Consider the following 25,787-nt stretch of genomic DNA (forward strand, 5'->3'; position numbering starts at 1 on the left):
CCCTCACCCCCCCCGTACCCCCGGAACCCCCTGAACCCCCGCACCCAAGGATTCGGCCCCGGTCCCCTCCCCGCCCAGGCGGAGCAGGGGAACCGGGGCCGCCGCGTGTCACAGGCCGACGAGCACCGCCGACGCTCCGGCCCGCAGCGCGGCATTGAGGTCGAGCAGTTCGGCGTACGCGCGGGAACAGGACCGGCAGGCCGCCAGATGACGGGCGAGGCCGCGGCCGCGGGGCGCTCCGCGGCGCCGGATGACCGCCCCGAGCACGCGGCCGTAGTGGCGGCACCGCTCGTCGGCGGCCGTGTCCAGGTGGGCGCGCAGGTACGCCTCGCGCAGTCCTTCACGGGCCCGGAAGGCCAGCGAGGTCACGGCGCTGGGGGTGATGCCGAGCAGCAGGGGGACGTGGTGCGGGCAGTCGTCCTCGACGAGGGTGTGCCAGAGGACGGCTTTCCAGCGTTCGGGCAGGCCCTGGAAGGAGCGGGCGACGAGCCGGCGGTCCTCGCTGTCCAGGAGCCGGCGCTGCGGGTCGTCCCCGTCGGGGCCGGGGCTGCACCACGCCTCGACGTCGGGGGTCAGGAGGGTCCGGCCGGCGCCGTCGCGCCACTCGATGGCCGTGTGGCGGACCACCGACAGGAGGTACGGGCGCCAGTGGTCCCGGGGGCCGGCGCCGGAGCGGACGGCCTGCAGGGTGCGGATGAACGCCTCCGAGACGAGGTCCTCGGCGTCCTGCGGCGCGCGGCAGCAGCGGCGCGCACATGCAAAAGCGGCGGCACTGTGCCGCCGGTACAAGAGCTCGCAGACGGCCGGATCCCCGTCGCCGGCTGCGTATGCCGCTCTGAGCTGCTGTATGAGGTCCTGGTCGGAGGGCTCTGGCCCGGGCCCGGGTTTGCGCCCCGGACCTGGCGTGGTGTGACGAGAGCCGGACATGGCACTCCTCGTGTGGGTCTCAGGGCCCGCGGGCCCCTTCGGGCAGTGGCACGAGCGCGAACGCGGTGCCGGCCCGAAGTCGGCTTCGGTCCGGCACCGCTCTCAGGGCGACGCTGGGGAGGTGGGAGGGGGAGCGTCGCCCCGAGGGTCTCAGCGGCAGGCGCGCCCGTCGTTGATGCAGCGCACCGCACCGGCCATCAGGCCGTTCGACATGACGTTGATGAAGTCTCCGTGGTCGGTCACCGGCTTGTGCAGCTGCTCGGGGAAGCTGTCCACTGCGAACCGGGAGCCGGGCGGAACGCTGTAGACGATCCGCTGCACCAGCTGCGGGATGGCCTTGAAGCCCTTCTTGCAGTTGCCGTTGGCGTCGGCGAAGGCCACGTGGGTGCGGTGGTTGGCGCTGTCGATGTTCTTGCCGTCCCAGCAGCTCTGGAAGTTGAACGTCCGCACGACGTCACTGCCCTTGGGGCACACCGGGTACTTGTCCTTCAGCTGGCGGTTCTCGAAGCCGGTGCAGCTCCACGACGCGTTCGCGTTGGCATTGCCGTTGGTGAGGGCCTTGGCGTCGCCGGTGATGATCCGCATGAAGCGGGGCATCGCCGCGACCTTGCTCACGGGGCTGCCCTTGAACTCGATGGTCACCTGCTTCGGCTTCAGGATCGTGCCGACGTTGGCGTCCTGGCCGCCGCCGGGCGCCTTGGCGTCCTTCTCCGCCTTGCCGTCGCGCAGCCGCAGCACCGGCCAGTAGTACGTCGACTGGTCGCCGTTGGTGCAGGTGGTCCCGGACTGGGCGAGGCTGTTGTTGGTGGAGAAGGCGTCGGTGGTCTTGTTGCCGACGTAGTCGTGCATGTGGTGGGCGCCGTTGCTCACACCGGGCGCGACGATGACGTTGTCCGGGTTGAAGTGGCCCTCCTGGTTGGTCCCGCACTGCACGGCGAAGGATCCGGTGGAAGCGCCCCCGCGGGCCGCGGGCTTCTTCACGTTGGGCTTCACGTTGCCGATGGCGACGAAGTCGCTGCGGGCCGGTCCACCCTTGGCCTGCTGCTGCTGTTGCTGCTGTTGCTGTTGCTGTGCGCCCTGCTTCGCGGCGCCCTGCTCGGCGGCGCCCTGGGCGGCGTTGTCGGCGGCCGGCTCGTCCGCCGGGTCGGCGGCCGCCGCCTCCTTCATCACGCATCCGCTGAGCCCTTGCAGTCCAGCGGGCTTCTGGCCCGCCTTCCCGAGCGTGTCGGACAGGTCGGTGATGGTCTTGTCGCGCTGCTGTTTCAGCCCGCCGAGCAGGGCCTTGCCCTTGGCCCGGCCGGAGGAGAGCTGCTTGTAGGCGTCGGCGACCTGGGTGTCGAGCTGCGCGAGGTTCTTGTCCACCTCGCCGCGGGCCTGGTCGGGGACGTTGTCGAGCTTGTCGCCCACGTCCGGGCAGTCGATGGTGGCGGTCACGGGCGCCGAACGGGCGTCCTGCCCGGCGAAGGCGCCCTGTTCGACGATCACGACCGCGCCTCCGCCCAGGACCAGGGCGGACATCACGGCGAGGATCTTGTGCTTCGGCCGCAGACGGCGTTTGTGGCCCTTTTGACTCATGCGATCACTTCACTTCGTCGGTCGGGAATTGGGGGAGAAGGCGGGGGGCGGCGCGGAGGGGGTGCCCGGCGGGGTGTCCGCGAGGCCGTCGAAGTCGACCAGCCCACTCGCCTCGAGGACCGAGATGTGGTCCAGGACGGTGTTGTTCGCGTCCGTGGCCAGGGCCCGGACCATGGAATTGCGGGTCTGCGCACGGATTTGGGCCACGAGGGTGAACACCTTTCCGTGTGCCCTGCGCAGCAGCTGGATGAACAGCTGCTCGTACTGGGGTCCTTGGGCCCGGTCCATTTGGTCGAGCCAGCCCTGCTGCTGTGCGCTGGGCTGGCTGGGGAGCTCCATGCCGAGGGCCTGGCCCACCTCCAGGACCCTGCGGTCCAGTTCGGTGTGGCCATCGATGAGGTGCTCCCCCGCGGTGCGGATCGCGGGCCGTGTGCCGCGCTGCACGGCCTGCCGCCCTGCGGGCAGCTCCCACAGGCCGGCGAGCCGCACCTTGCGGACGAAGTCCCGGTCCTGGGGGGTGAGTGGCCCGAAGGCCGTGCTCTGGATACCGCCGCCGTCGTCCTCGGCCGCCGGGGCCGTGGCGGCAGCGGCGTTCCTCCCGCCGAACTTCTGCACGGGGATCAGCAACGCGATCAGGGTGAAGGCGAGGGCGCCGATGACGACGCCCGTTGCCATCACGTGTCTCGAAGCTACCGACATGCTGCCGACGGCCGACCGACGGAAAGACAGCACTGTGCCTCCTTGCTGCGTGGACCGGGAGGGGCTGCGGCCGCTCGGGCTCCGGCAGTTGTCCGTGCCGTGGCAATCGCGCTCCCCGGGTGCCACGGGACGCTAGTGCCAGTTGTGGTGCCTGTTTGGAAGGACCATCACGAATGGACAAACATCCGGGCAACGTCTCGAAAGGCTGGTACCGTGCGGGCGCTACTGCCCCGGCGCCTCGGACAGCGGACGGGTCCGGGCGATCAGGAGGGCCACGTCGTCGCGGTCGTCCGGCTGGCGCAGTTCGCCCAGCAGCAGGTCGCACGTCGCCTCGAGGGGACGGACCGGGCCGGCGAGCAGTGCGGTGAGCACCTGCAGGCGGGTGTCGATGTCCTGATCGCGGGTCTCGACGAGCCCGTCGGTGTACAGGACGAGCTCGTCGCCGACGCCCAGGTCGAGGGCGATGGCCTCGAAGGGTACGCCGCCGACGCCCAGGGGCGTTCCGGTCGGCAGGTCGAGGAGCTCGGGCGGGCGCCCGGGGCTCGTCCGTACGGGCGGCAGGTGGCCGGCGGTCGCGATGCGGCACCGGTTGCGGTGGGGGTCGTAGACGACGATCACGCAGGTGGCCATGGTGTGCCCGAGCCCGGTGGTGGTGTGGTCGAGCCGGGCCAGGACGGTGGCCGGATCCAGGTCGAGTTCGGCCAGCGTACGTGCGGCGGTGCGCAGTTGGCCCATGGTGGCGGCGGCGTTGATGCCGCTCCCCATGACGTCCCCGACCACGAGGGCGGTCTTGTCGTCGGGCAGCGGGATGACGTCGAACCAGTCGCCGCCGACTTCCCCGGCGGCCCCGGCGGGCTGGTAGCGGTAGGCGATCTCCAGGCCCGGGGTGGGGGTGGGGTGGTGGGGCAGCAGATGGCGCTGCAGGGTGAGGGCGGCGAGGCGCTGCCTCTGGTACCAGCGGGCGTTGTCGATGCAGACGGCTGCGCGGGCCGCCAGCTCGCTGGCGAGCAGGACGTCGTCGTGGTCGAACGGCAGCGGGTTGTCGGTGCGTTGGAGGCCGAGGGCGCCGATGACCTCGCCGCGGGCGATCAGCGGTACCGCGAGGTACGAGTGGAGCCCGGCCTCGGCGAGCAGGGCGGCGGCCTCGGCGTCCCGGGCGACGCTGGCGAGGTCGCCCTCCGCGAGGTCGGCCAGGAGCACGGGGCGGGCGGACTGTACGCACCGGGTGACCACCCGGGTGGCGTCGTAGCGGGCGATCGAGCCGACCGGGTCGGCCGCGAGGGTGGCGGGGGTGGGGCGCGCGGCTTTGACGGCGAGGGCGCGGAACTGCACGGTCTCGTCCGTCAGGGCCCCGGGCGGGTGGTCGCCCGTCAGCACGGCGTCGAGGACGTCGACCGTGGCCAGGTCGGCCAGGTGCGGCACGGCGATGTCGCCGAGCTCGCGCGCCGTGACCCAGAGGTCGAGGGTGGTGCCGATGCGTACGGAGGCATCGGCGATCAGGGCGAGCCGCTGGCGGGCCAGCGCGACGGCCGTCGAGGTCTTGTGCTGTTCGGTGACGTCGACGACGGACGCGGCGACCCCGATCGGCCGCCCGGCCGGGTCGTCGAGCCGGTAGAGGGAGAGCGACCAGGCGTGGTCCTGGTCGGGGTCCGCGGGCGTACGGCCGACGATGAAACGGTTCAGCTGGGGCCGGCCGGTGGACAGGACCGTCTGCATCGCCGCCTCGATGGACGCTGCGTCCAAATGGGGCAGGACCTCGTGGACGTGGTGGCCGATATGCCGGTCGGCGGGCAGGCCGTTGATGCTCTCCAGGGCCGGATTGACCAGGACGTAACGGAGCTCCTGGTTCAGGACGGCCAGACCGATCGGGGACTGGGCGACCAGCCGCATCGACAGGGCCAGGTCGCGCTCCAAGCGCCGCAGGGTGGCCTGGTCGGAGGCGATGCCGAGTGCGTAGAGCCGGCCCTGGCCGTCCTCGAGCCGCATGTTGCGGAACTCCGCCAGCCGGCTGCTGCCGTCCTTGTGCACCACGGGAAAGGCCCCGGCCCAGGGCTCGCCGCCGGCCATCACCTTCCCGAAGAGGGAGAGGACCATCTCCAGGTGCTCGTCGTCGACGAGGAGCTGCGCCGCGAGCCGGCCGAGCGCCTCCTCGGCGGTGTAGCCGAACAGCTCCTCGGCCTGCGGGCTCCAGAGCGCGATCCGGCCCTCCGCGTCGAGGACCACGGCCGCGACCCCGAGTACGTCGAGCAGGCCCGGCCCGGTGGAGGAGCCGGTGTGCGCCGGTTCCGCGTCGGCCGGGAAGGCGTCCGCCGTATTCATGCCGGCCGCTCCTTCCCGTCCGCTGCCGCAGGGGCGGTGCAGCGGCCCGTTCGCTGTCCGCGCCCGGGGTCCGCGCCCGGGTCGTCTCCCATCCTCTCTCCACTCCCCCGCACCGGCAGCGCAGCCGCATCCCTATGGGGCCGTACGACGGAGCGCGCCGACGGGCGGACGTCCCGGGGGGCGGGGACGGCACGCGCGCCCATCGCGGTCCGGCCGGTGCGCGGGAAGATCGGGCACGGTGTATTCAGGTGTCATGGACCACCGGCCGCCGCATCCGAGCCTTCGCCACGTCGGCGAACCGCGCCTGCCCCTGCTGGCGGTCCCCTTCGCGCTGATCGCGGTCGTCACGGTGGTCGACGTCCTCGCGCCGCCCGATGTCCACCTGGGTCCGTTCCTGGTCGCGGCCCCGGCCCTCACCGCCTCCTTCGCCGGGCCGCGGATGACGGGGTTCGTCGGCGTGGTGGCGGTGCTGGCCCAGGTGACGGTGTCGGTGACGCGGACCACCGTCACCGATCTGAACCACACCTTCCAGATCATTGCCCTGGTCCTGATCTCGATCTCCGTGACGCTCTTCGCACATCTGCGCGAGGTCCACGAGAAACAGCTGATCCAGCTGCGCTCCGTCGCCGAGGCCGCGCAGGAGGTGGTCCTGCGACCACTCCGCGACCGGATGGGCCCGCTGCGGCTGGCCTCCGTCTACCTGGCCGCGGAGGCCGAGGCCCAGATCGGCGGGGACCTGTACGCCGCCGCCCGCACCCCGCAGGGCACCCGGCTGATCATCGGCGACGTCCGCGGCAAGGGCCTGGAGGCGGTCGGGGACGCCGCGCTGGTGCTCGGCGCGTTCCGGGCCACCGCCCACCAGGAGACGGACCTGCCCACGCTGGTCGCCCACCTGGAGGCCGCCGTGGCCGCGGACCCGGACGGCGAGGACGAACCGGACGGCGAACCCGGCGAGGCGTTCACCACGGCGGCGGTACTGGACATCCCCGATCAGGAGATGACCGTACGGCTCATCAGCTGCGGGCACCCGCCACCACTGCTGCTGCGCGGCGGCCGGGTCATCCCCCTCGAGGTCGACCACCCGGCGCCGCCGCTGGGCCTGACGCAGTACGTGGACACCGGCTTCGCCGCGCAGTCCTTCTCCTTCGAGCCGGGCGACATCATCCTCCTGTACACGGACGGCGTCATCGAGGCCCGCGACGCCGCCGGCGAGTTCTACCCCCTGCCGGAGCGCGCCGCCGACTGGCCGGGCGACGGCCCGGACGCCCTGCTGGGCCACCTGTGCGCGGACCTGCTGGCCCACTCCCCGGGCGGCAGCCTGGGCGACGACGCGGCGATGGTCGCCGTCGAACGCGTCACCGGCCGTTCCTCCTGACCCGGTAGCCCTCCCCGCCAGGCCCTGCCCCCCCCACTGGTGCGCGCCGAGGCTGCGCGCTGCCCACGGACGGACGCACCGAAGTGCGCACCGCTGGCCGAGCCCGGCGTCAACTCCGTCCGCGTGTCGGCCAGTTGTCCGGATTTGAGCTCGTTCGTGAGAAGCATACGGACCGACCCTTCGGGATGATTCGCCCGGAGCCCGCGTGCAACAGGGTGATGAGGCCATCGAATTCACGGAAGGAAACGGCTCTTCGTGAACATGAAACGCCTCGCACCGATGCTCGCCGCCGCCGGTCTGGTCGCGACCACGATCCCCCTGCTCTCCGCGACCGGGGCCGCCGCCGCCACGGCCGCGGAGTACACCCCGCAGAAGCCCGCGTGGCAGCGCTGCAGCACCGACCGGCCGGCCTCGTACGAGTGCGCGACCATCAAGGTCCCGCTCGACTACCGGCGCCCCCAGGGCGCCACGATCGACCTGGCGATATCGCGGATGAAGAGCGAGAACCCGGCCGAGCGGCACGGGGCCATGCTGCTCAATCCGGGCGGGCCGGGCGGTTCGGGGCTCGATCTGCCGCTGATGATGAACGAGCTGATGCCCAAGGACGTACGCGACCAGTACGACCTGATCGGCTTCGACCCGCGCGGCGTCGGCGCCTCCAGCCCGATCACCTGCGGGCTGACCGACGCCGAGCAGAACATCGACCGGCCGTACAAGGAGGAGACGTTCCAGGCCGACGTGGCCTGGGCGCGTACGGTCGCCGAGAAGTGCCGCGAGAAGGCGGGCTCGGTGCTGCCGTTCATCACCACCCGCAACACCGCGCGCGACATGGACGCGATCCGCTCCGCACTGGGCGAGAAGAAGATCTCGTACGTCGGCTACTCGTACGGCACGTACCTGGGCGCGGTGTACACGCAGATGTTCCCGAACCGCAGCGACCGCTTCGTGCTCGACAGCGGCGTGGACCCGCAGCGCGCCTGGCGCGGCATGATCCAGGTGTGGGCGACCGAGGCGGAGCCCGCGTTCAAGCGGTGGACGCAGTGGACGGCCGAGCGGGCGGCCGAGTACCAGCTCGGCGACACCCCGGACGCGGTCTCCAAGACCTTCTGGGACCTGGTGGCCCGGGCGGACGCGCAGCCGATCGACTTCGACGGCATGAAGCTCACGGGTGACGACATCCGGACGGCGCGGGGCGTGTTCTTCTACCCCTCGCAGGCGGCGCCCCTCGTCAAGGCGCTCAAGGACGCGGCCGACGGAAAGCCGGTCAAGGCGACCGCGCCCCAGCTGAAGCTGCTGAAGCCCGCCGCCGAGCCGGCGTCGGACAACAGCACGGCCGTGTTCCTGGCCGTGGTGTGCGGGGACACGGAATGGCCCCGCTACCCGGAGCAGTACGCGCGGGAGGCCGCGAAGGACAAGGCCAAGTACCCGCTCTACGGGGACTTCGCCTCCAACATCAAGCCCTGCTCCGACTGGCGGCGGCCGATCGAGCCCGCGACGCCGATGAAGACGAAGACCGACGTGCTGACCGTGCAGAACGAGTGGGACTCCCAGACCCCGCTGGTCAGCGGCCAGGGCCTGCACAAGGCGCTCAAGGGCTCGCGGATGGTGCTCGCGATGGGCGGTGAGGGCCACGGCGTGTACCTCGCCGACCCGAACTCCTGCGCCAACGCCACGGTCAACTCCTACCTGACGACGGGCAAGCTGCCCGCCCAGGACGTGACCTGCCAGGCGACGCCGGGCTCGCAGGAGCGCCGCTCGGAGATCGCCCCGCAGTCGCCGCAGCGCTTCCCGGTCCTCTCCGACCGGAGGTTCTGACCCTGCAGGCTTCGGCCGCCGCTCAGGACGCCTCCACGGCGGCCTTGATCCGGCGGCCGAAGTCGGGGGCGTCCTTGCGTGCCGCGCTCAGCGCGAGTCCCACCAGCAGTTTTCCGAGCCCGTGCCCTTCGAGGGTGTTGAAGATGCGGACCCGGGTACGGTCGCCGGGCAGGGCTTCGAAGTCGTACCCGCCCTCCGCCGTGACCAGGTTCTTGCTCTGCTCCGTCCAGCGGACCAGCCGCGGCGGCTCGAAGCCGGTGATGCGGAATTCACGGCCGGTCTTCATCCCGGCGTCCTTCACCGTGCTGCGGAAGACCGTGCCCACTCCGGTCGGGCCGTCCGGCGTCCGGGTGATCTCCTGGACCCGCGGGCTGAACTGCGGGTCGTTGCGGCCGTCGGCCAGGTAGGCGAATACCTCCCCGACGGGCCGGTCGATCTCTACGGTCGCCTCGAACTGTCCGGACATGGCTGCTCCTCCGTACGCGTCCCCGCGATCCACGATCGCAGACCCGCACCCCGTGCGCGCGCCGCGCGGGCCGTGCGGGCTCGGCGGCGTCACGGCCGCCGCGGCGGCCGCCGGCCGCTGACCGGCTCCCGGGCCGCGGATCCGGCGACCGCGTCCCCGGCCGGCGCGCCCGCGATCCGGCTGCCCCGCAGCGGGGTCAGCAGCCCCGCGCCGACGATCAGCAGGCAGAAGACCCCGGCGGCCACGCTGACCGCCGGGACCCCGTGCCGGGCCGCCAGCACCGTGAGGGCGGCCGCGCCCACCGGGCCCGAGGCGTTGTGCACGGTCCAGAAGGCGGAGGTGACGCGGCCGAGCAGCGGGTCCGGGGTCACCTCCTGGCGCAGGGTCATGGAGCAGACCCCGCCGAGGGTCATCCCGAACATGAACACGGCGGCCAGTACGGCGATCACCGGCAGGCTGCGGCTGACGCCGGTCCCCGCCACCGCCACGCCGATCATGACGACCGAGCCCAGCCAGCAGGCGCCGAACCCGAAGGTCCGGCGCAGCGGCCCGGCGGCGAAGGCCGCACCGACGACGCCGAGCCCGCTCACGGCGATGACGAAGCCGACGGTGGTCTCACTCCGGCCGAGCTCCTCCTGGATCCGGTAGACCAGCAGGTCGGTGGCGCCCATGGTGACGAAGGTCAGCAGCGTGAGCAGCACGGTCAGCGGCCGCAGCACCGGGTGGGCCCACAGGAAGCGGAAGCCCACCACGAACATCTCCCGCAGCTTCCCGGACTCGGCGGCACGCGGCTTCGAAGCGCGCAGCTCGTCGGCGCCGTCCCGCCCGAAGGCCACCCACCGCAGGCTCACGGCCGAGACCAGGAAGGTCGCGCCGTCCACCCCCAGGGCCCAGTCCGCGCCCACCCCGCCGGCGATGAGACCCGCCGCCGCCGGCCCGCACAGGGTTCCGACGGCGAAGGTTCCCATCAGCCGCCCGTTGGCGGCGGTCAGGTCCTCGGCGCGCACCAGGTTCGGCACCGCCGTCACGTACGCCACGTCGAACAACGTCTTCAGGGCGGTGACCAGCGCCGTGACCACGTACAGCACCCAGATCCGCGGCCCGGCCAGCCAGGTGAGCGGTACCGCGCCCAGCAGCAGCGCCCGTCCGAGATCGCAGGTGATCATCAGGCGGCGCCGGTCCGTCCGGTCCACCACGTGCCCGGCGAACATCCCGGTCGCGATGCCGGTGACCCCCGTCACGACCGTGATCAGGCCCATCTGGACGACGTCCCCGGTGGCGTCGAGGACCAGCAGGGGCAGCGCGAGGAGTGAGATCGATCCGCCGAGCACGGACAGCGCCTGACCGAGCCAGAAGACGTTGAAGTCCCGGTTCCGCCAGAGCGAGGGGTGCTGGTCCGTCACCCGTGCTCAGCCCAGCAGGGCGTAGACGGTCGACGCCGTGGCCGCCGGTTCCGGTGCGCCCTCGGGGGTCATGGTGATGTCGGCGAAGGCCATCCGCTTGCCGAGCTTGGTCACCCGTACCTCGATCAGCACGTCCGTGCCGAGCACCGGCCGCTGGAAGCTGGTCGACTGCTGGACGGTGGTCATCGGCCCGTACGCCCCGCGCGCGGCGGAGATCGCGATGACGGTGGCGGTGTCCGCGGCGGCCATCAGGGCCTGCCCGGACAGGCCGCCACCGTCCCGGGCCAGCCCCTCGGACCAGGGCAGCCGCAGTACGGCGTGCCGCTCGCCCGTCTCCTGGACGGTCAGCCCGAGGGCGAGCACCCAGGGGGCGAAGTTGTCGGCGAGGATCTTGTCTGCGTCTGCGGGTGTCAGAGTCACCCGCAGATTGTGGCGGCCCGGCCCGGGCCGCACAACACCATTGATCCGTCAGGGCAGTACGCGCTCCAGCCGGGCCGGCAGGCCGGCCACGACCTCGTCCCGGGCGGGGTCAGAGGGTCGCCGCCAGCTCCGTGCCCTGGCGGATCGCCCGCTTGGCGTCCAGCTCGGCGGCCACGTCGGCGCCGCCGATCAGGTGCGGGCGGCCGTCGGCCGCGAGCAGCGCCTCGTACAGGTCGCGGCGCGGCTCCTGGCCGGTGCAGAGCACGACCGTGTCAGCGGGGACGAGGCGCTGCTCCTCGCCGACGGTGATGTGCAGCCCCTCGTCGTCGATCCGGTCGTACGTGGCGCCCGCGACCGAGACGACCCCGCGGTGCTTGAGCTCCGCGCGGTGGATCCAGCCGGTGGTGGTGCCGAGGCCGGCGCCGACCTTGGTGGTCTTGCGCTGGAGGAGGTGGACCTGGCGCGGGGGCGCGGGCCGCTCGGGGGCGGTGAGGCCGCCGGGGCCGGTGTACGAGGTGTCGACGCCCCAGTGGCGGAAGTACGTCTCGGGGTCCTGGGAGGCGCCCTCGCCGCTGTCGGTGAGGAACTCGGCGACGTCGAAGCCGATGCCGCCGGCGCCGACGACGGCGACGCGCTCGCCGACGGGGGCGCCGTCACGCAGCACGTCGAGGTAGCTGACGACGTTGGCGTGGTCGACGCCCTCGATGTCGGGGGTGCGGGGGGTGACGCCGGTGGCGACGACGACCTCGTCGTAGCCCTGGAGGGTCTCGACGTCGGCGCGGGTGTTCAGCCGGACGTCGACGGCGCGGGCGGCGAGCTGGGTGCCGAAGTAGCGGATGGTCTCCTCGAACTCCTCCTTGCCCGGGATGCGGCGGGCGATGTCGAGCTGTCCGCCGATGTGGCCGGAGGCCTCGAAGAGGGTGACGGCATGACCGCGCTCGGCGGCGGAGACGGCGCAGGCGAGTCCGGCCGGACCGGCGCCGACGACGGCGACGCGCTTCTTCAACTGCGTGGGCGAGAGCACGAGTTCGGTCTCGTGGCAGGCGCGCGGGTTGACCAGGCAGCTGGTGATCTTGCCGCTGAAGGTGTGGTCGAGGCAGGCCTGGTTGCAGCCGATGCAGGTGTTGATGGTCTCGGAGCGGCCGGCGGCGGCCTTGGCGACGAAGTCGGCGTCGGCGAGGAAGGGGCGGGCCAGCGAGACCAGGTCGGCGCGGCCGTCCGCGAGCAGCTCCTCGGCGATCTCCGGGGTGTTGATGCGGTTGCTGGTGACGAGCGGCACGGAGACCGCGCCCATCAGCCGCTTGGTGACCCAGGTGTAGGCGCCGCGGGGGACGGAGGTGGCGATGGTGGGGATGCGCGCCTCGTGCCAGCCGATGCCGGTGTTGATGATGGTGGCGCCGGCCGCCTCGATCTCCTTGGCGAGGTGGACGACCTCGTCGAGAGTGGAGCCGCCGGGGATCAGGTCCAGCATGGAGAGCCGGTAGATGAGGATGAAGTCCTCGCCGACGGCCGCACGGGTGCGCCGGACGATCTCCAGCGGGAAGCGCACGCGGTTCTCGTACGCGCCGCCCCAGCGGTCGGTGCGCTTGTTGGTGGCGGCGGCGATGAACTCGTTGATCAGGTAGCCCTCGGAGCCCATGATCTCGACGCCGTCGTAGCCGGCGAGCTTCGCGAGGCGGGCGGCGCGGACGAAGTCCTCGACGGTGCGCTCGACCTGGACGTCGCTCAGCTCGTTCGGGACGAAGGGGCTGATGGGGGCCTGGAGGGCGCTGGGGGCGACCAGGTCCTTGTGGTAGGCGTAGCGGCCGAAGTGGAGGATCTGCATCGCGATCTTCCCGCCCTCGGCGTGCACGGCCTCGGTGATCACCCGGTGCTCGGCGGCCTCCTCCTCGGTGGTGAGGCGGGATCCCCCCTCGAAGGGGCGGCCGGCGTCGTTCGGGGCGATGCCGCCGGTGACGATCAGGCCGGCGCCGCCGCGGGCGCGCTCGGCGTAGAAGGCGGCGAGGCGCTCGAAGCCGCCCTCGTGCTCCTCGAGGCCGGTGTGCATCGAGCCCATGATCACGCGGTTCGGCAGGGTGGTGAAGCCGAGGTCCAGGGGGCTCAGCAGGTGCGGGTACCGGCTCTGGGAACTCATGAGGGGCGCCTCCTCGCGCGGGGGTGATGAACCTGTTCTAGCGAGGAGGGCCCGATTGTGCAACTAGGTGCATAACCAAGTGGCGGAGTTCACGCCCGCGACTGCATCGCCGAGAGCCTGCGTACGAAGACGACGGCGAGTCCGGCCGCCACCGCGTAGAGCAGGTCCGAGGCCATGCCGACGAGCACGGCGTCGCGCAGCCCGGCCTCCGTGGGGGCCGCGTCGGCCATCCGGCTGGAGGCCAGCGAGGCGAGCATCGCCGCGCCGAACGCGGTGGACCAGGCGGTGACGGGAGCGGTGGACATCGCCACGCCGGCGCGAGACCGCTTCGACGCACCGGCCGCCCACACACTGGTGGCGATCCCGTGGGCGAGGAAGGTCCAGCCCACGAACGGGATGAACCAGATCCCGATCGCCCAGCCCGGACCCCGGCGGAACAGCTCGGGGGCGTGGACGCCCGCGTTCACCCGGACCCGGTGGAACCAGACGATGAACACCACGGCGGTGGGGAGCATCGCCAGCAGCGACATGCTCGTCGCCATCGTGAACAGCCGCCAGAACGGATCCGGATCCCGGGTGCCGTCGAGCGCCAGGTACCAGCCGGCGTCGGCGGCCAGCAGGAGCAGCCGGGTCGCCGCGCACACACCCAGCAGCACGGTCAGCGCGGTGGCCAGGCCCTCGGGCGAGCGGAGCAGCGAGCGCGCCGGGGGCGCGCCGAGCGGAGGCAGCGATCTGGTACCGAAGGACATGACGAGGAACCCCCCAGGGTGCACGGTGGCATGAAGAAGCCCGCCGGTGCGCGCGGGCGGGCAGCCAGGAACATACGTCAGTGGCGCGCCCCCGTCCACGCCGCAGCCCCGGCGCCCGGGAGCGGGCGGCCGAGGCGGGGCGGGGCGGGGCGGCCGGGGTCAGGCCCGGCGCAGGCGGACCGTGACGATCTGGAAGGGGCGCAGGATCAGGGGGATCGTGCCGGCCCGGGTTGGGGCGCCTACCGCCCGGCCCTCCAGTGGGCGTTCCAGAAGGTCGGTTTCGAGCGCCTCCGAGAGCGGGATGCCGGCCTTCAGGGACGCCGTCGCCCGGCCTCCTCGGGACTCGTAGAGACGGACGACCACGTCGCCGCTGCGGTCCTCGGCCAGTTTGACCGCCTCGACCACCACCGCGTCGTTGTCCACCGCGACCAGCGGGGCGACCGGGCCCGCGCCGGGCACCACCCGCTCCGGCAGGTTGAGCGCATGGCCCTCGCGCACCGCGTCCCCGATCTCCGCGCCCGGCGCGAGCGAGAACCTCAGGGTGTGGGCACCTTGATCGGTCTCCGGGTCCGGGTAGCGCGGGGCCCTCAGCAGGGAGAGGCGGACCGTGGTGGTCTGGCCCCCGTCCGGCCGCACGTCGCGGGTCACGTCGTGGCCGTACGTGGAGTCGTTGAGCACCGCGGCACCCCACCCCGGCTCCTCCACGTGGATCCACCGGTGTGCGCAGATCTCGAACTTGGCGGACTCCCACGAGGTGTTGGTGTGGGTGGCGCGGTGGACGTGCCCGAACTGTGTCTCCGAGGCGGACCGCTCGGCCTTCACGTCCAGCGGGAAGGCGGCCTTGAGGAACTTCTCCGTCTCGTGCCAGTCCACCTCCGTGACCATGTCCACCGTCTTGGCCCCGGCCCGCAGGGTGATCGACTGGACCGCCGTCGAGCGGCCGAAGGAGCGGGTGACCCGGACCGTCACCGCGTCCGGGCCGGCCTGCGCCACCTCCAGTGCGTCCGCCTCCACCAGATCGGTCACGCTGTTGCGGTAGAACGCGTCGATGTCCCACGCGTCCCACATGTTCGGGAAGTCGGGATGGATCTGGAGCAGGTTCGCGGCCTGCCCCGGAGCCACCGCCTCCCGGCGCGCCTCCAGGTCGTACGCCGACACGATCAGCCCGCGGCCGTCGATCTCCACCAGCAGCCGCCCGTTGGCGAGGACGTGCCCCCCGCCGTGCCGCTCCTCGACGGTGACGGGCTGCCCCGCCCCCTCCGGCAGGCCCGCGCCACCCGCCGGGATGCCGCGCCGGGCGTGCGGGGCACAGTTGAAGACGAGCTCCTCGGTGCCCTTCCCCGCCAGCGCCAGCTGCGCCGCCAGGGTGATCCCGCGCAGCTCCTCGCGTACGGCCGCGTACGTCGTGCGCGCCTCGCGGTGCACCCAGGCGATGGACGATCCGGGCAGGATGTCGTGGAACTGGTGGAGCAGCACGGTCTTCCAGATCCGCTCCAGGTCCTCGTACGGGTACCCGTACCCCGCCACCCGGACCGCGGCGGTGGCCGCCCACAACTCGGCCTCGCGCAACAGCGATTCGCTGTGCCGGTTGCCCTGCTTGGTCTTGGCCTGCGAGGTGTAGGTGCCGCGGTGCAGCTCCAGGTACAGCTCGCCGGCCCAGACGGGCGCGTCCGCGTACTCGGCGTGCGCCTTCTCGAAGAAGGCGTCGGGCCGCTCGATCTCGACGCGCGGGGAGCCTTCCAGGTCCCGCTGCCTCCTGGCCCGGGCCAGGTGCTCGCGGGTGGGGCCGCCGCCGCCGTCGCCCCAGCCGAAGGGGGCCAGGGAGCGCGAACCACGGCCCTTCTCCTGGTAGTTGCGGGCAGCGTGGGCCAGCTGGGTGCCACCGAGGTCGCTGTTGTAGGTGTCGACGGGCGGGAAGTGGGTGAAGACGCGGGTGCCGTCGATGCCTTCCCACCAGAAGGTGTGGTGCGGGAACTTGTTCACCTGCGACCAGGAGATCTTCTGCGTCAGGAACCACTTCGAACCGGAGAGCTTGACGATCTGCGGCATCGCGGCGGTGTACCCGAAGGAGTCGGGCAGCCAGACGTTGTGGGTCTCGATGCCGAACTCGTCCAGGAAGAACTTCTTCCCGTACAGGAACTGGCGGGCCATGGCCTCGCCGCCGACCATGTTGGTGTCGGACTCCACCCACATGCCGCCGACCGGCACGAACTGCCCGTCCGCGATCTTCTTCTTGACCCGCTCGAAGAGCTCGGGCCGGTGGGTCTTGATCCAGTCGAGCTGCTGCGCCTGCGACATGGCGAAGACGAACTCGGGGTGCCCGTCCATCAGGTTGACCATGTTCGACGCGGTGCGGGAGACCTTGCGGACCGTCTCGCGCAGCGGCCACAGCCAGGCGGAGTCGATGTGGGCGTGGCCGACCGCGCTGATCCGGTGCGCGGAGGCGTTGGCCGGGGCGGCGAGCACCCCGGCGAGCCGCGCGCGGGCGGCGGCCGCCGTCCCGGGGACGTCGCCCAGGTCCACCGCGTCGAGGGCGGCGTCGAGGGCGCGCAGGATCTCGTACCGCCGGGCGTCGCCCTCGCCGAGCTGCATCATGAGGTCGTAGAGGACCTCCAGGTCCTGGACGAGTTCCCAGACCTCGGTCTCGAAGACGGTGAGGTCCATCCGGGCGAGCCGGTAGAGGGGCTGGTCGCCGCTGGTCTGCAGATCGCCCTCGTACGTCACGCGGTGGTCGACCAGGACGGGATTGGAGGCCGCCTCCACATACCACTCGACCTGCTCGCCCCCGGCCGCCGAGTCGGCGACGCGCACCCAGTCGTTGTACGGGTTGAGGGCCTTGACCTCGCTTCCGTCGGCCCGGTGGACGAGTCCCTCGCACTGGAAGCCGGGCATCATCCGGTCGAAGCCGAGGTCGAGGACGGCCTCGACCGTACGGCCCGCCCATTCGGCCGGGACGGTACCGGTGACCTTGAACCAGGTGGTGCCCCAGGCCGGGCCCCACGTCTCGCCGATCGCGCAGGGCCCGTACGGGGCCGCCAGACCCTCGCCGACCGGCACGGGCTCGCCCGGGGCCGCCCAGCGCCCGATCTCCAGCGGGACCGGGCGGGAGTGGACGGCGGGCTTGATGCGCTCCTTGAGGACCCGGCGCAGGCGGTGTTCGGTGATGCTGCGGTCATCGTGCATGACGGCTGCTCCAAGGGAGGGAGGGAGAGAGGTCGCGAACGGCGGGAGGAGGGGCGCGGCGGCTCAGGTCTTGACGGCTCCCTCGCCCACTCCCCTGAAGAAGAAACGCTGGAGGGCGAAGAAGAGCAGCATCATCGGCAGGAGCGCCGCCATCGCGCCGGCGGCGATGATCCGCTGGTCGTTGGTGGTGCTGGCGCCGGCCAGGGTCTTCAGGCCCAGCTGGAGCGTGTAGTGGTCGCTGTTGGTGAGCACCAGCAAGGGCCAGAGGAAGTCGTCCCAGGCGCCCATGAAGCTGGTGATGCAGACGACGGCCAGGGCCCCCTTTGCGGCGGGGAGGAAGAGCCGGGTGAACCGGGTCCACTCGCCGGCGCCGTCCAGGACCGCGGACTCCTCCACTTCCCTGGGCACGGCGAGGAACGCCGAGCGCATGATCATGATGTTGAGGACGGAGACCGCGCCGGGGAGCCACACGCCGACGAGGGTGTCGACCAGGCCCATCTCGCGGACGGTCAGGAACATCGAGATCATCACGGACTCGAAGGGGAACATGAGGGTGGCCACGAGCACCGTGAAGACGCTCTTGCGGCCCTTCCACCCGGCCCGGGAGAGGGCGTACCCGCCCATCGCGGCGAACAGCATGTTCGAGGTGATGGCGAGGACGGCCACCACCAGGGTGTTGCCGACGTACTGGAGCAGCGGGAACGAGTCTGCCACGAGGGCGTAGTTGTCGAGGGTGGGCTGCGAGGGCAGCAGGCCGTCGTACACGTTCTCGGTGCGGCCGCGGATCGAGGTCAGGAACTGCCAGACGACCGGGCCGAGCATCACCACGAGCATCAGGATCAGCGTGGCGTACCGTGCGGCGAGCCCGATCCGGCGGCGCCTGCGGTCGGCGCCGGTGCCTGTCCCGGCGCGTGGCGGGGTGGGCGCCGGGATCCGTTGCGCGGTGCTCACGTCTCGTCCCCCTTCGACAGACGGCGGCCCAGCAGGCTGAAGACCAGGGTCAGCAGGAACAGCAGGATCGAGATCGCTGAGGCGTAACCCGTCTCGCCGGAGAACCCGAGGCCGACCTGCCGGATGAGGAACGGCAGGGTGCGGGCCCCGCCGCCGGGGCCTCCGCTCTCGCCACCGAGGATGTAGATCTCGGTGAAGACGCGCAGCGCGGAGATGGCGGAGAGCGTGCCGACCAGCAGCATCATCGGCTTCACCTGGGGGACGGTGATGCTGAAGAAGCGGCGGACGGGCCCGGCGCCGTCGAGGGCGGCGGCCTCGTGGAGGGAGGCCGGCACGTTCCCGAGGGCGGCGAGGTAGAACACCATGTAGTAGCCGAGGCCCTTCCACACGGTCACGATCATCGCGGAGACCAGCAGCATGGTGCTGTCCGTCAGGAACGGGATCGGCTCCGAGACGATGCTCAGCTTCCGGAACACGGTGTTGACGAGCCCGTCGCTGCGCAGCACCCACTGCCAGATCAGGCCGACGACCACGGCCGAGGCGATCACCGGGGTGTAGAAGGCGGAGCGGAAGAACCCGATGCCGGGGATCTTCGCCTGGACGAGCACGGCGAGGGCCAGCGGGAGGAGGACCAGGCACGGTACGACGACCACGAGGTACAGCACGCTGTTGCCGGTGGCAGTCCAGAAGTCGGGGTCGGCGAAGGCGCGCGTGTAGTTGTCGAAGCCGACGAACGTGCCGCCGCGCAGGATCTGGGCGTCCGTGAAGGAGAGGATGACGGTGTTGACGAACGGCCAGAGGCTGAACAGCGCCACCATCAGCAGGCCGGGGGCGAGGAAGAGATAGGGGGTCCACCACCTGCGGTGGACCAGCCCGGTCTCGGCCTCCATGGCCGCGAGGGCCTTGCGGCGCCGTCTGGCAGCGCGCGTCATTTCCGCGCCGACTTGGCGAGCAGCTGGTTCGCCTCCTCCTGGGCCTTGCGCACGGCCGTCTTCGGGTCCTGCTCGCCCTGGATCGCCTTCTGCATCTCGCGGACGACCGCGTCGCCGACCTGGTTCGTCCACTGGACCGGGGTGTTGGCGTCGAGTGCGGCGCTCTTCAGCTGCTCGGCGCCGACCGCGCGGGCGACCGTCTCGGCGTCCTTGCCGTCGCCCCGGTCCGCGAAGCGCGGATCGGCGAGGCCCTGGGCGTTGGACGGGTAGATGGTCGCGTTCTTGGAGAACTCCACCTGGTTGGGGCCGTTGGTGACCCACTTGGCGAACTCGCTCGCCGCGTCCAGGTGTTTGGTGTCCTTCTTGATGCCGAGCGACTGGGCGTAGATGCCGATGTGGCCGAGCTTGCCCGTGACGGCCCCCGCGACCTGCGTGCCGGCGTAGACCTGCGGGGCGTTCTGCTTGATGTCCTTGACGAAGCCCGGGGAGCCGGGCCCGAAGACGAGCTTGCCGCCGCCGTAGAGCTGGTTGATGTCGTCGGACTTGAGGAGGGACTCCTTGGGCATGGCGCCCTTGGCGTACAGGTCCTTCATCCGTTCGACCCACTCGACGGCCTTGGGGCTGTCGAAGACGAAGCCGTCGCCCGTCTCGTTCAGGATCGGTACGCCCATCTTCTGCCAGTCCCCGGGCAGCCGGCCCTTGGGGTCGGCCATGAAGGCGGAGTACCGGCCGCCCGACGCGGCGGCGATCTTGTCGGCGTAGTCGAAGAACTGCTCGACGCTGGTCGGCGGTTGCGCCGGGTCCAGGCCGGACTTCTCGAAGAGCTCCTTGTTGTACGTGAGGATCTCCGGGGTCACGTACCAGGGATACGCATACACACCGTCGCCTTTCCCCGGGAGCTTGAACTGCTCCCATGCCCCGGGGACGTACTCCTTGGCGACCTCGGGGTCGAGTTTCGCGACGTCGGCGAGCAGGCCGCGGTCGCCGAGCAGCTGGAAGGAGTCGGTGGAGAGGTTGACCACGTCGGGAAGGGCTCCGGCCTGGGCGTCGGCGACCAGCTTCTCGTTGTAGCCGTCGCCGGGCACGTCCTCCCATCTGACCTCGGCCTCGGGGTACTTCTTCTCGAAGGCGTCGATGACGCCTTGGACGTACGCCGTGAACTTGGGCTTGAGCTGGAGGGTGCGGAAGGTGATCTCGCCGGCCACCTTGCCGCTCTTCTTCGCCTCCGGCACACCTTCGGCGCCCCCGCTCACTCCGCATGCGGAGACCGAGAGGAGCGTGCCGGCCACGAGCGTGGCGATGGCTGTACGGGTCGCGTTCGAACGGGTCATCGTCGCCACCTTCAGGGGGAGTTCCGGCCTCACTGCCGGAGCGCGCAGCCCACGCTGACCCCACATCGCGATCGCGTCAATGCGGCCAAAGTCCCGATGGGCGGGTACCGGTGGGTCCCGAATCGCGACGGCACACGTGCAGGCAGATGAAAGGGGCGCAGTCAACACCGCGACGACCAGCACTAATGCGCTTTAGTTGAGAGCTGTCGCAAGGTGATATCGATTCCATAACAACGCCCGCCCGGCGCCGGATGTTGACTCCTTATCAGCGGCACAGGAGCCCGCGCACTAATGCGCTTTACCTGACACCCGCCCAAAACCCCGTTGCGCACGCGGGCTTCGGGTGGTTGGGTTCGAGGCACACGGCGTGTAGCTCAGCAGCCAGAGCACCGACCTGCACAGTCGGAGGGCGCAGGGGCAGAACCTGCCACGCCGGCCATGGAAGAGAACACCGACCACCGGCCGCGGAAGCCGGAGCCCGCCACAGGGGCACCGCGCGAAGCGCTCGCCGCCCGGCGGGAGCGGCCTGCGCCGCTCCCCCACGTGCTCCGCGGGTCCGTGGCCGACCTGTTGGAGGACGGGGCGATCCCCTCCGCCGAGGTGTTGGCCGAGCTGATACCGCTGCCGAACACCGCCCTCACCGCGGCGCACGCCCGGATGGAGTTGCGGGCCATCGGCGAACTCGCCGTGGAGGCCTTCCCCGGCTCGGGGATCCCGAACCGGCTGGCGAACACGCTGGCCCGGCTCTCGAAACCGGCCGGGCTGCCGGTGCCCATCCTGACCGAGCCGTTCGCCTCCGCCACGACGTACGCGGTGAACGCCGGCCTGTTCCCCGCCGCGTGGACGGCCGCCGACCTCCTCAAGGGCACTCCGTACGAGCGCTACTACGGCATCGACTGCGCCGCGCTGCGGGACCTGGCGGAGAGGGGCGACCCCGCCGAGTTCGCCGAGCTGTGCGCCCGGCGGGCCGGGCTGCCGCAGCGCCGGTGCACCGGGCTTGACGGCCCTCAGGTCATCGCCCTCGCCCGTGAGGCGGCCGTCGGCGAACAGGCGCGCATCCTCACCACGTTCAACATGGCCACCCTGGTCCGCGTGGTCGGCATCGACCCGCCGTCCGGGTGGGACGGGCTGGCGCGTGGGGCGTTCACCGCCGCCCGGCGCCGGTCGGCGACGCCCGAGAAGGCCGCCCGCGCGTGGCGGCAGCTGGTGTTCCACCTCTCCTTGTGCGACGCGGGCCGACAGGCGGCCGTACACGCCTGGATCGACGCGGAATGCGCCCGCCTCCCCCGGGCCGTGACGGCCCGCCTCTCCCCCGCCCTCGCGCGCCTCCGGACGGCCACCGCTCGGCCTACTTCATCCGGTACTCGACTTTTTCGGCGAGCTTGCCGTCCTTGAAGCAGAAGCGGAACACGGTCTCTTCGCCACCCTTGCTGTCCGCGGCGGATATGTACCAGGAGCAGACGGTGCCCTCGGGTTCGGCCGGGCCGCCCGACTTCAGGGCGTTCTTGATGAAGCTCTCGCCGGACGGCATCCTGGCGCGGACCGCGTCCTCCGGGTCGCCGACGTTCACCGACTGGTAGACGCCCGGTTCGAGCATGGTCTTGCCGGCGGCGTCGACGACCTTCCCGACGCCGAAGACGAGTGCCGCAACGGCCGCGAGGCCGAGCACCAGCACCACTCCGCAGCCGATCAGACAGCCCTTGCGCTGTGCCACGTCCGTTCCTCCGTACCTTGCCGATCTTGTTGACACCCAGACCTTCGCAAGCCACAGAGACCGTGCGCTGTCCTCCAAAGTCTTCGGCGCCCGCAACGATCGTCGTTCGAGGTCAGCCCCCTCACCCGGGTAGGCCATCGGCGGGCGGGTACACGCCGTCATGAGCCGGGAGTGGAACACCAATCCGTTCGCCCTGGGCACGCGCACGGGCGCGGACTCAGCCACGGGCGTGGGCGCGAAGGCGCGGACGAAGACTGGCGCCCACCCCCGACCGTCACTCCCCGGGGGCCGTCAGGTCCCCGGGGTCGGTGTTCGCGCCGCACAGGACGACGGCCACCCGCTCACCCAGCGGCTCGGGCGAATTCCGTACGGCCGCCAGGGCCGTGGCCGCGCCCGCCTCGACCACGATCCGGTGCTCCTCCCACAGTGCGCGCCGGGCTGCGGTGATCGCCGCGTCCGGGACCAGGACGGACCGTACGTTCTTCTCCTGCGCGGCGGCCAGCGCAGCAGCCGAGACCCGGGTGGCGCCCAGCGAGTCGGCGGCGACCGAGTCCACGGCCACGTCGACGAGCCGGCCCGCCTCCAATGCCGCGTTCAGGGCCCGGCAGTTCTCCGGCTCGGCGGCGATCACCCGTACGCCGTGCTCGCGGGCCGCGGCGGCGACACCGGCGAACAGCCCGCCGCCGCCGACCGCGACGACCACGGTGTCCAGACCGGGCAGCCCGGCCCGGATCTCGTCCAGCAGGGTGCCCGCACCCGCCGCGATCAGCGGGTGATCGTACGCGTGGCTGCTCAGCGCGCCGCTGGCCGCCGCGAACTCCTCGCACGCGGCAAGCGCTTCGGCGTACCGCTCGCCCACGAGCCGGACGTCGGCCCCGTACCCGCGCAGCCGCTCCACCTTCACGCGCGGCGCGTTGGCGGGCAGGAACACGGTCGCGGGGACGGACTGCGCGCGGGCCGCCCAGGCGCAGGCGAGGCCCGCGTTGCCGCCGGAGGCGATGGTGACGCCCGCGTCCGGGAGGGTGCCGGCCTCGCGGTGCGCGACCAGGAAGTTGCGGGCGCCGCGGGCCTTGAAGGACCCGGTGTGCTGGAGGTACTCCAGCGCGTACCAGAGGCCCTCGGCGGCGGGCACCACCGCGACCGGACGGACCGACCCGGCTGTCCGGTCGGCGGCGGCGCGTACGGCGGCGTAGTCGAGCTGCTGTTCCATGAGGTCCATGACGGGGTCCCTTCGGGCGGCTTCGGACGGCTTCAGGCGGCTTCAGGCGGCGGCAGGCCGGTTGGCCTCGATCAGCTGGCGCAGGGCGCCGTAGTACACCTCGTGGTCGGTCAGGGCCGGCAGTACGTCGGCCAGCCCGCCCGAGAGCACGGGGAAGCGCTCCGGATCCAGCGCGGCCAGGGCCGCCCGCGAGGCGGCGGTGGCTCCGGCCGGATCCCGGTGGTCCACGAAGGCGGCGCTGCCGAGGGTGAGCAGGTACATGCGGCGGTAGACGGTCATCGCCTCGGCGGCGGTCATCCCGGCGGCCACGCTGTCGGCGAGCGCGGGCTCGACCAGCCGGGCCAGCAGCTGGCGGCCGAGCCAGGGGCGGCCGCCGCGGAGCATCAGCAGCCCGGGGTGCGCGACGAGCAGCCGGTACAGCGCGGTGAACCGCAGCTCGGTGGCCTCCGCCCAGCCGGTCCCGGCCGGGATGTCGGGCAGCTGCCCGGCGAGGTGCTCGGTGCACAGGTCGAGCAGTCCGGCGAGGTCGGTGCAGCGGCGCTGCACGGTGGCGTGGGAGACCTCCAGCCGGTCGGCCAGAGCCCGGAAACTCAGCGCGTCCGGCCCCTCCTCGTCGACGAGGCGCAGGGCGGCGACGGCGATCGCCTCGGGGGTCGCACGGTCCAGGGCTGCTGATCTCCTCGGCATGAGATACACCGTAACAGACGTCGTAACAGACGGCGTATCGAATCCACCCCTCCCCGATCGTGTGACGTCGACTACGGCCATATTGCTGGTCATTGAGCCATAACCATCGACTTATGTTGACAGTGGGTAGTCGCACCGCTGCACTGAGCGCACTGCAGCCCCATCTCAAGGAGTCTCCGTGCCGCCTCGCCTGCGTGCGTCGCTCCCCTGCCTGACCGCGGCCGCCCTGCTCGCCCTCTGCCTCGCCCCCGCCCCCGCGGCGGCCGAGCCCTACGCGACCTCGGACAGCCCGCTCGCGCTCACCCCGCCCATGGGCTGGAACAACTGGGCGCACTACATGTGCGACATCGACGAGGCCAAGGTGGTCGCGAACGCCGACGCACTGGTGTCCAGCGGCCTCGCCGCCAAGGGCTACGACACGGTGACCGTCGACGACTGCTGGATGGCCAAGAGCCGGGACGCGGACGGCAGCCTGGTCGTCGACACGCAGAAGTTCCCGCACGGCATGGCCTGGCTCGGCGAGTACCTGCACGCCCAGGGCCTCAAGTTCGGCATCTACGAGGACGCGGGCTCCCTCACCTGCGAGCGCTATCCGGGCAGCGGCTCCCCCGACGGCGGCGGCCCGGACCACTACGCCCAGGACGCCCGGCAGTTCGCGTCGTGGAAGGTCGACTACGTCAAGATGGACGGCTGCAACCTGTGGGTGCCGCCCGGGAAGACGAAGGAGCAGGCGTACCGCGACGCGTACCACGCCGTCGCCGAAGGCCTGCGCGCGAGCGGCCGCGACATGGTGCTCTCGGCTTCCGCCCCCGCCTACTTCCAGCAGGGCGAGTGGGGCGGTTCCGACTGGCACAAGGTCCTCGGCTGGGTCGGCGAGACGGGCCAGCTGTGGCGCGAGGGCAAGGACATCAAGGTCTACAACGCGGCTGCTCCCGCAACCTCCCGGTGGAGCTCGGTGCTGGGCAACTACGGCTACAACCGCTGGCTCGGCCGGTACGCGAGCCCCGGCAACTGGAACGACCCCGACTTCCTGCTCGCGGGCGCACCCGGGCTCACCGACGCCGAGAGCCGCAGCCAGGTGGGCCTGTGGGCGATGATGGCGGCCCCGTTCATCCTGTCCTCCGACGTCTCGAAGCTCACCCCGGCCGGGCTGGCCGCCCTCGGCAACACCGGCCTGATCGCGCTGGACCAGGACCCGATGGGCCGCCAGGGCGCGGTGCTCTCCGCCAACGCCACCTTCGAGGTGCTCGCCCGGCCGCTGGCGAACGGCGACCGCGCCGTCGCCGTGCTCAACCGGTCCGGCAGCACCCGGGACATCTCCGTAGCGCTCTCCGACATCGGGCTGTACTCCTGCACGGTCGACGCCAAGGACCTGTGGAGCGGCAAGAGCACCGAGGTCTCGACCTCCCTGACCGGGAAGCTGGCCGCGCACGACACCGCGGTCTGGCGGCTCACCCCGCACGAGGACTGCGGCGCCGCCGCGCCCACCGGGCAGATCACCGGTGACGGCGCCAAGTGCGCCGACGGGGCCAACACCAGCGGAGTCGGCGCGGTGGTCCTGGCGCCGTGCACCGCGGCCGCCGACCAGCGCTGGGTCCTCGGGGCCGACGCGAGCGTACGCCTGACCGGCACATGCCTGTCGGCGGGCGAGGACGGCCTCGTGGAACTGGCCGCCTGCGCGCCCGGGGAGCCGGGCCAGCGCTGGACGCACCGCCGGGACGGGGCGCTGGTCGAGGACGTGAGCGGGATGTGCCTGACGGCTCCCGCCGCGGCCGCCACCCCGGACGCCCCGGCCGAGCGGCTGCGGCTGACCGACTGCGGCGACCACCGGGTCGACCAGGCCTGGTCCCTGCCGGTCTGACGACCCGCCGGGGCCGCCGTACGGGGA

General features: G+C 71.9%; 20 protein-coding genes and 1 tRNA gene. 5 read left to right on the forward strand and 16 right to left on the reverse strand.

Annotated features, from left to right (window positions below):
* Positions 1-108: 108 nt before the first annotated feature.
* The 4 genes from ACZ5WG_RS19570 to ACZ5WG_RS19585 form a co-directional block, all read right to left on the reverse strand.
* The gene (locus tag ACZ5WG_RS19570; protein ID WP_468724634.1) at positions 109-927 is read right to left on the reverse strand and encodes an RNA polymerase sigma factor; all 819 of its coding nucleotides are present in this window, start codon (positions 925-927) and stop codon (positions 109-111) included.
* 150 nt (positions 928-1,077) lie between these two features.
* On the reverse strand, positions 1,078-2,502 hold the full coding sequence (locus ACZ5WG_RS19575) for a DUF1996 domain-containing protein (RefSeq protein ID WP_468724635.1): 1,425 nt from the start codon (positions 2,500-2,502) through the stop codon (positions 1,078-1,080).
* A 9-nt stretch (positions 2,503-2,511) separates the two neighbouring features.
* On the reverse strand, positions 2,512-3,177 hold the full coding sequence (locus ACZ5WG_RS19580) for a DUF4142 domain-containing protein (protein ID WP_468725052.1): 666 nt from the start codon (positions 3,175-3,177) through the stop codon (positions 2,512-2,514).
* A gap of 246 nt (positions 3,178-3,423) precedes the next feature.
* The gene (locus ACZ5WG_RS19585; RefSeq protein WP_468724637.1) at positions 3,424-5,520 is read right to left on the reverse strand and encodes a SpoIIE family protein phosphatase; all 2,097 of its coding nucleotides are present in this window, start codon (positions 5,518-5,520) and stop codon (positions 3,424-3,426) included.
* A gap of 253 nt (positions 5,521-5,773) precedes the next feature.
* On the opposite strand from ACZ5WG_RS19585, the gene ACZ5WG_RS19590 reads away from it, so the two are divergent.
* A complete protein-coding gene (locus tag ACZ5WG_RS19590) occupies positions 5,774-6,895 on the forward strand; it encodes a PP2C family protein-serine/threonine phosphatase (RefSeq protein WP_468724639.1) in 1,122 nt (373 codons plus the stop codon).
* Between the two features lie 261 nt (positions 6,896-7,156).
* Positions 7,157-8,710, forward strand: coding sequence for an alpha/beta hydrolase (locus tag ACZ5WG_RS19595; protein ID WP_468725053.1), 1,554 nt, complete (start codon positions 7,157-7,159; stop codon positions 8,708-8,710).
* A 22-nt stretch (positions 8,711-8,732) separates the two neighbouring features.
* Here ACZ5WG_RS19595 and ACZ5WG_RS19600 read toward each other — a convergent pair whose 3' ends face one another.
* From ACZ5WG_RS19600 to ACZ5WG_RS19640, 9 genes are all read right to left on the reverse strand, one after another.
* Entirely contained in the window at positions 8,733-9,176 is a 444-nt protein-coding gene (locus ACZ5WG_RS19600; RefSeq protein WP_468724640.1) for an SRPBCC family protein, read from the reverse strand.
* An 89-nt stretch (positions 9,177-9,265) separates the two neighbouring features.
* Entirely contained in the window at positions 9,266-10,579 is a 1,314-nt protein-coding gene (locus ACZ5WG_RS19605) for an MFS transporter (RefSeq protein ID WP_468724642.1), read from the reverse strand.
* Positions 10,580-10,585: 6 nt separating this feature from the next.
* A complete protein-coding gene (locus ACZ5WG_RS19610; protein WP_468724643.1) occupies positions 10,586-10,999 on the reverse strand; it encodes a PaaI family thioesterase in 414 nt (137 codons plus the stop codon).
* A 109-nt stretch (positions 11,000-11,108) separates the two neighbouring features.
* Entirely contained in the window at positions 11,109-13,133 is a 2,025-nt protein-coding gene (locus tag ACZ5WG_RS19615) for an oxidoreductase (RefSeq protein WP_468724645.1), read from the reverse strand.
* Between the two features lie 89 nt (positions 13,134-13,222).
* Positions 13,223-13,882 (reverse strand): DUF4328 domain-containing protein, encoded by a 660-nt coding sequence (locus ACZ5WG_RS19620; protein WP_468724646.1) that lies wholly within the window; start codon positions 13,880-13,882, stop codon positions 13,223-13,225.
* A gap of 159 nt (positions 13,883-14,041) precedes the next feature.
* Positions 14,042-17,065 (reverse strand): alpha-mannosidase, encoded by a 3,024-nt coding sequence (locus ACZ5WG_RS19625; protein ID WP_468724648.1) that lies wholly within the window; start codon positions 17,063-17,065, stop codon positions 14,042-14,044.
* A 63-nt stretch (positions 17,066-17,128) separates the two neighbouring features.
* Positions 17,129-18,016, reverse strand: coding sequence for a carbohydrate ABC transporter permease (locus ACZ5WG_RS19630; RefSeq protein ID WP_468724650.1), 888 nt, complete (start codon positions 18,014-18,016; stop codon positions 17,129-17,131).
* A complete protein-coding gene (locus ACZ5WG_RS19635; RefSeq protein ID WP_468724652.1) occupies positions 18,013-18,948 on the reverse strand; it encodes a carbohydrate ABC transporter permease in 936 nt (311 codons plus the stop codon). Before ACZ5WG_RS19635 ends, ACZ5WG_RS19630 begins: the two co-directional genes overlap by 4 nt.
* Positions 18,945-20,279: an ABC transporter substrate-binding protein gene (locus ACZ5WG_RS19640; protein WP_468724654.1), complete on the reverse strand. Its 1,335-nt coding sequence runs from the start codon at positions 20,277-20,279 to the stop codon at positions 18,945-18,947. The genes ACZ5WG_RS19635 and ACZ5WG_RS19640 overlap by 4 nt, the downstream gene beginning before the upstream one ends.
* Before the next feature lie 363 nt (positions 20,280-20,642).
* Here ACZ5WG_RS19640 and ACZ5WG_RS19645 point away from each other — a divergent pair.
* Both ACZ5WG_RS19645 and ACZ5WG_RS19650 read left to right on the forward strand, forming a co-directional pair.
* Positions 20,643-20,718: transfer RNA gene (locus ACZ5WG_RS19645), tRNA-Cys, on the forward strand.
* Entirely contained in the window at positions 20,718-21,674 is a 957-nt protein-coding gene (locus ACZ5WG_RS19650; RefSeq protein WP_468724655.1) for a hypothetical protein, read from the forward strand. The genes ACZ5WG_RS19645 and ACZ5WG_RS19650 overlap by 1 nt, the downstream gene beginning before the upstream one ends.
* On the opposite strand, the gene ACZ5WG_RS19655 is transcribed toward ACZ5WG_RS19650, so the two are convergent.
* The 3 genes from ACZ5WG_RS19655 to ACZ5WG_RS19665 form a co-directional block, all read right to left on the reverse strand.
* Positions 21,628-21,993 carry a hypothetical protein gene (locus ACZ5WG_RS19655; RefSeq protein ID WP_468724656.1) on the reverse strand — a complete coding sequence of 122 codons (366 nt, stop codon included), beginning with the start codon at positions 21,991-21,993 and terminating at the stop codon, positions 21,628-21,630. The two genes, ACZ5WG_RS19650 and ACZ5WG_RS19655, sit on opposite strands and share 47 nt — an antisense overlap.
* Positions 21,994-22,267: 274 nt before the next feature.
* Positions 22,268-23,203: a serine/threonine dehydratase gene (locus ACZ5WG_RS19660; protein WP_468725054.1), complete on the reverse strand. Its 936-nt coding sequence runs from the start codon at positions 23,201-23,203 to the stop codon at positions 22,268-22,270.
* 51 nt (positions 23,204-23,254) lie between these two features.
* On the reverse strand, positions 23,255-23,899 hold the full coding sequence (locus ACZ5WG_RS19665; protein ID WP_468724657.1) for a TetR/AcrR family transcriptional regulator: 645 nt from the start codon (positions 23,897-23,899) through the stop codon (positions 23,255-23,257).
* A 178-nt stretch (positions 23,900-24,077) separates the two neighbouring features.
* On the opposite strand from ACZ5WG_RS19665, the gene ACZ5WG_RS19670 reads away from it, so the two are divergent.
* The gene (locus ACZ5WG_RS19670) at positions 24,078-25,760 is read left to right on the forward strand and encodes a ricin-type beta-trefoil lectin domain protein (protein ID WP_468724659.1); all 1,683 of its coding nucleotides are present in this window, start codon (positions 24,078-24,080) and stop codon (positions 25,758-25,760) included.
* The last annotated feature ends 27 nt before the right edge of the window (positions 25,761-25,787 follow it).

Source organism: Streptomyces sp. NPDC032745 (assembly GCF_055579465.1).

What these genes read in the sequence shown, in the direction of transcription:
- ACZ5WG_RS19570 (WP_468724634.1), bottom strand. Translation starts at nt 927, where the DNA reads ATGTCCGGCTCTCGTCACACCACGCCAGGTCCGGGGCGCAAACCCGGG.
- ACZ5WG_RS19575 (WP_468724635.1), bottom strand. Translation starts at nt 2,502, where the DNA reads ATGAGTCAAAAGGGCCACAAACGCCGTCTGCGGCCGAAGCACAAGATC.
- ACZ5WG_RS19580 (WP_468725052.1), bottom strand. Translation starts at nt 3,177, where the DNA reads ATGGCAACGGGCGTCGTCATCGGCGCCCTCGCCTTCACCCTGATCGCG.
- ACZ5WG_RS19585 (WP_468724637.1), bottom strand. Translation starts at nt 5,520, where the DNA reads ATGAATACGGCGGACGCCTTCCCGGCCGACGCGGAACCGGCGCACACC.
- ACZ5WG_RS19590 (WP_468724639.1), top strand. Translation starts at nt 5,774, where the DNA reads ATGGACCACCGGCCGCCGCATCCGAGCCTTCGCCACGTCGGCGAACCG.
- ACZ5WG_RS19595 (WP_468725053.1), top strand. Translation starts at nt 7,157, where the DNA reads ATGAAACGCCTCGCACCGATGCTCGCCGCCGCCGGTCTGGTCGCGACC.
- ACZ5WG_RS19600 (WP_468724640.1), bottom strand. Translation starts at nt 9,176, where the DNA reads ATGTCCGGACAGTTCGAGGCGACCGTAGAGATCGACCGGCCCGTCGGG.
- ACZ5WG_RS19615 (WP_468724645.1), bottom strand. Translation starts at nt 13,133, where the DNA reads ATGAGTTCCCAGAGCCGGTACCCGCACCTGCTGAGCCCCCTGGACCTC.
- ACZ5WG_RS19620 (WP_468724646.1), bottom strand. Translation starts at nt 13,882, where the DNA reads ATGTCCTTCGGTACCAGATCGCTGCCTCCGCTCGGCGCGCCCCCGGCG.
- ACZ5WG_RS19625 (WP_468724648.1), bottom strand. Translation starts at nt 17,065, where the DNA reads ATGCACGATGACCGCAGCATCACCGAACACCGCCTGCGCCGGGTCCTC.
- ACZ5WG_RS19635 (WP_468724652.1), bottom strand. Translation starts at nt 18,948, where the DNA reads ATGACGCGCGCTGCCAGACGGCGCCGCAAGGCCCTCGCGGCCATGGAG.
- ACZ5WG_RS19640 (WP_468724654.1), bottom strand. Translation starts at nt 20,279, where the DNA reads ATGACCCGTTCGAACGCGACCCGTACAGCCATCGCCACGCTCGTGGCC.
- ACZ5WG_RS19650 (WP_468724655.1), top strand. Translation starts at nt 20,718, where the DNA reads ATGGAAGAGAACACCGACCACCGGCCGCGGAAGCCGGAGCCCGCCACA.
- ACZ5WG_RS19660 (WP_468725054.1), bottom strand. Translation starts at nt 23,203, where the DNA reads ATGGAACAGCAGCTCGACTACGCCGCCGTACGCGCCGCCGCCGACCGG.
- ACZ5WG_RS19665 (WP_468724657.1), bottom strand. Translation starts at nt 23,899, where the DNA reads ATGCCGAGGAGATCAGCAGCCCTGGACCGTGCGACCCCCGAGGCGATC.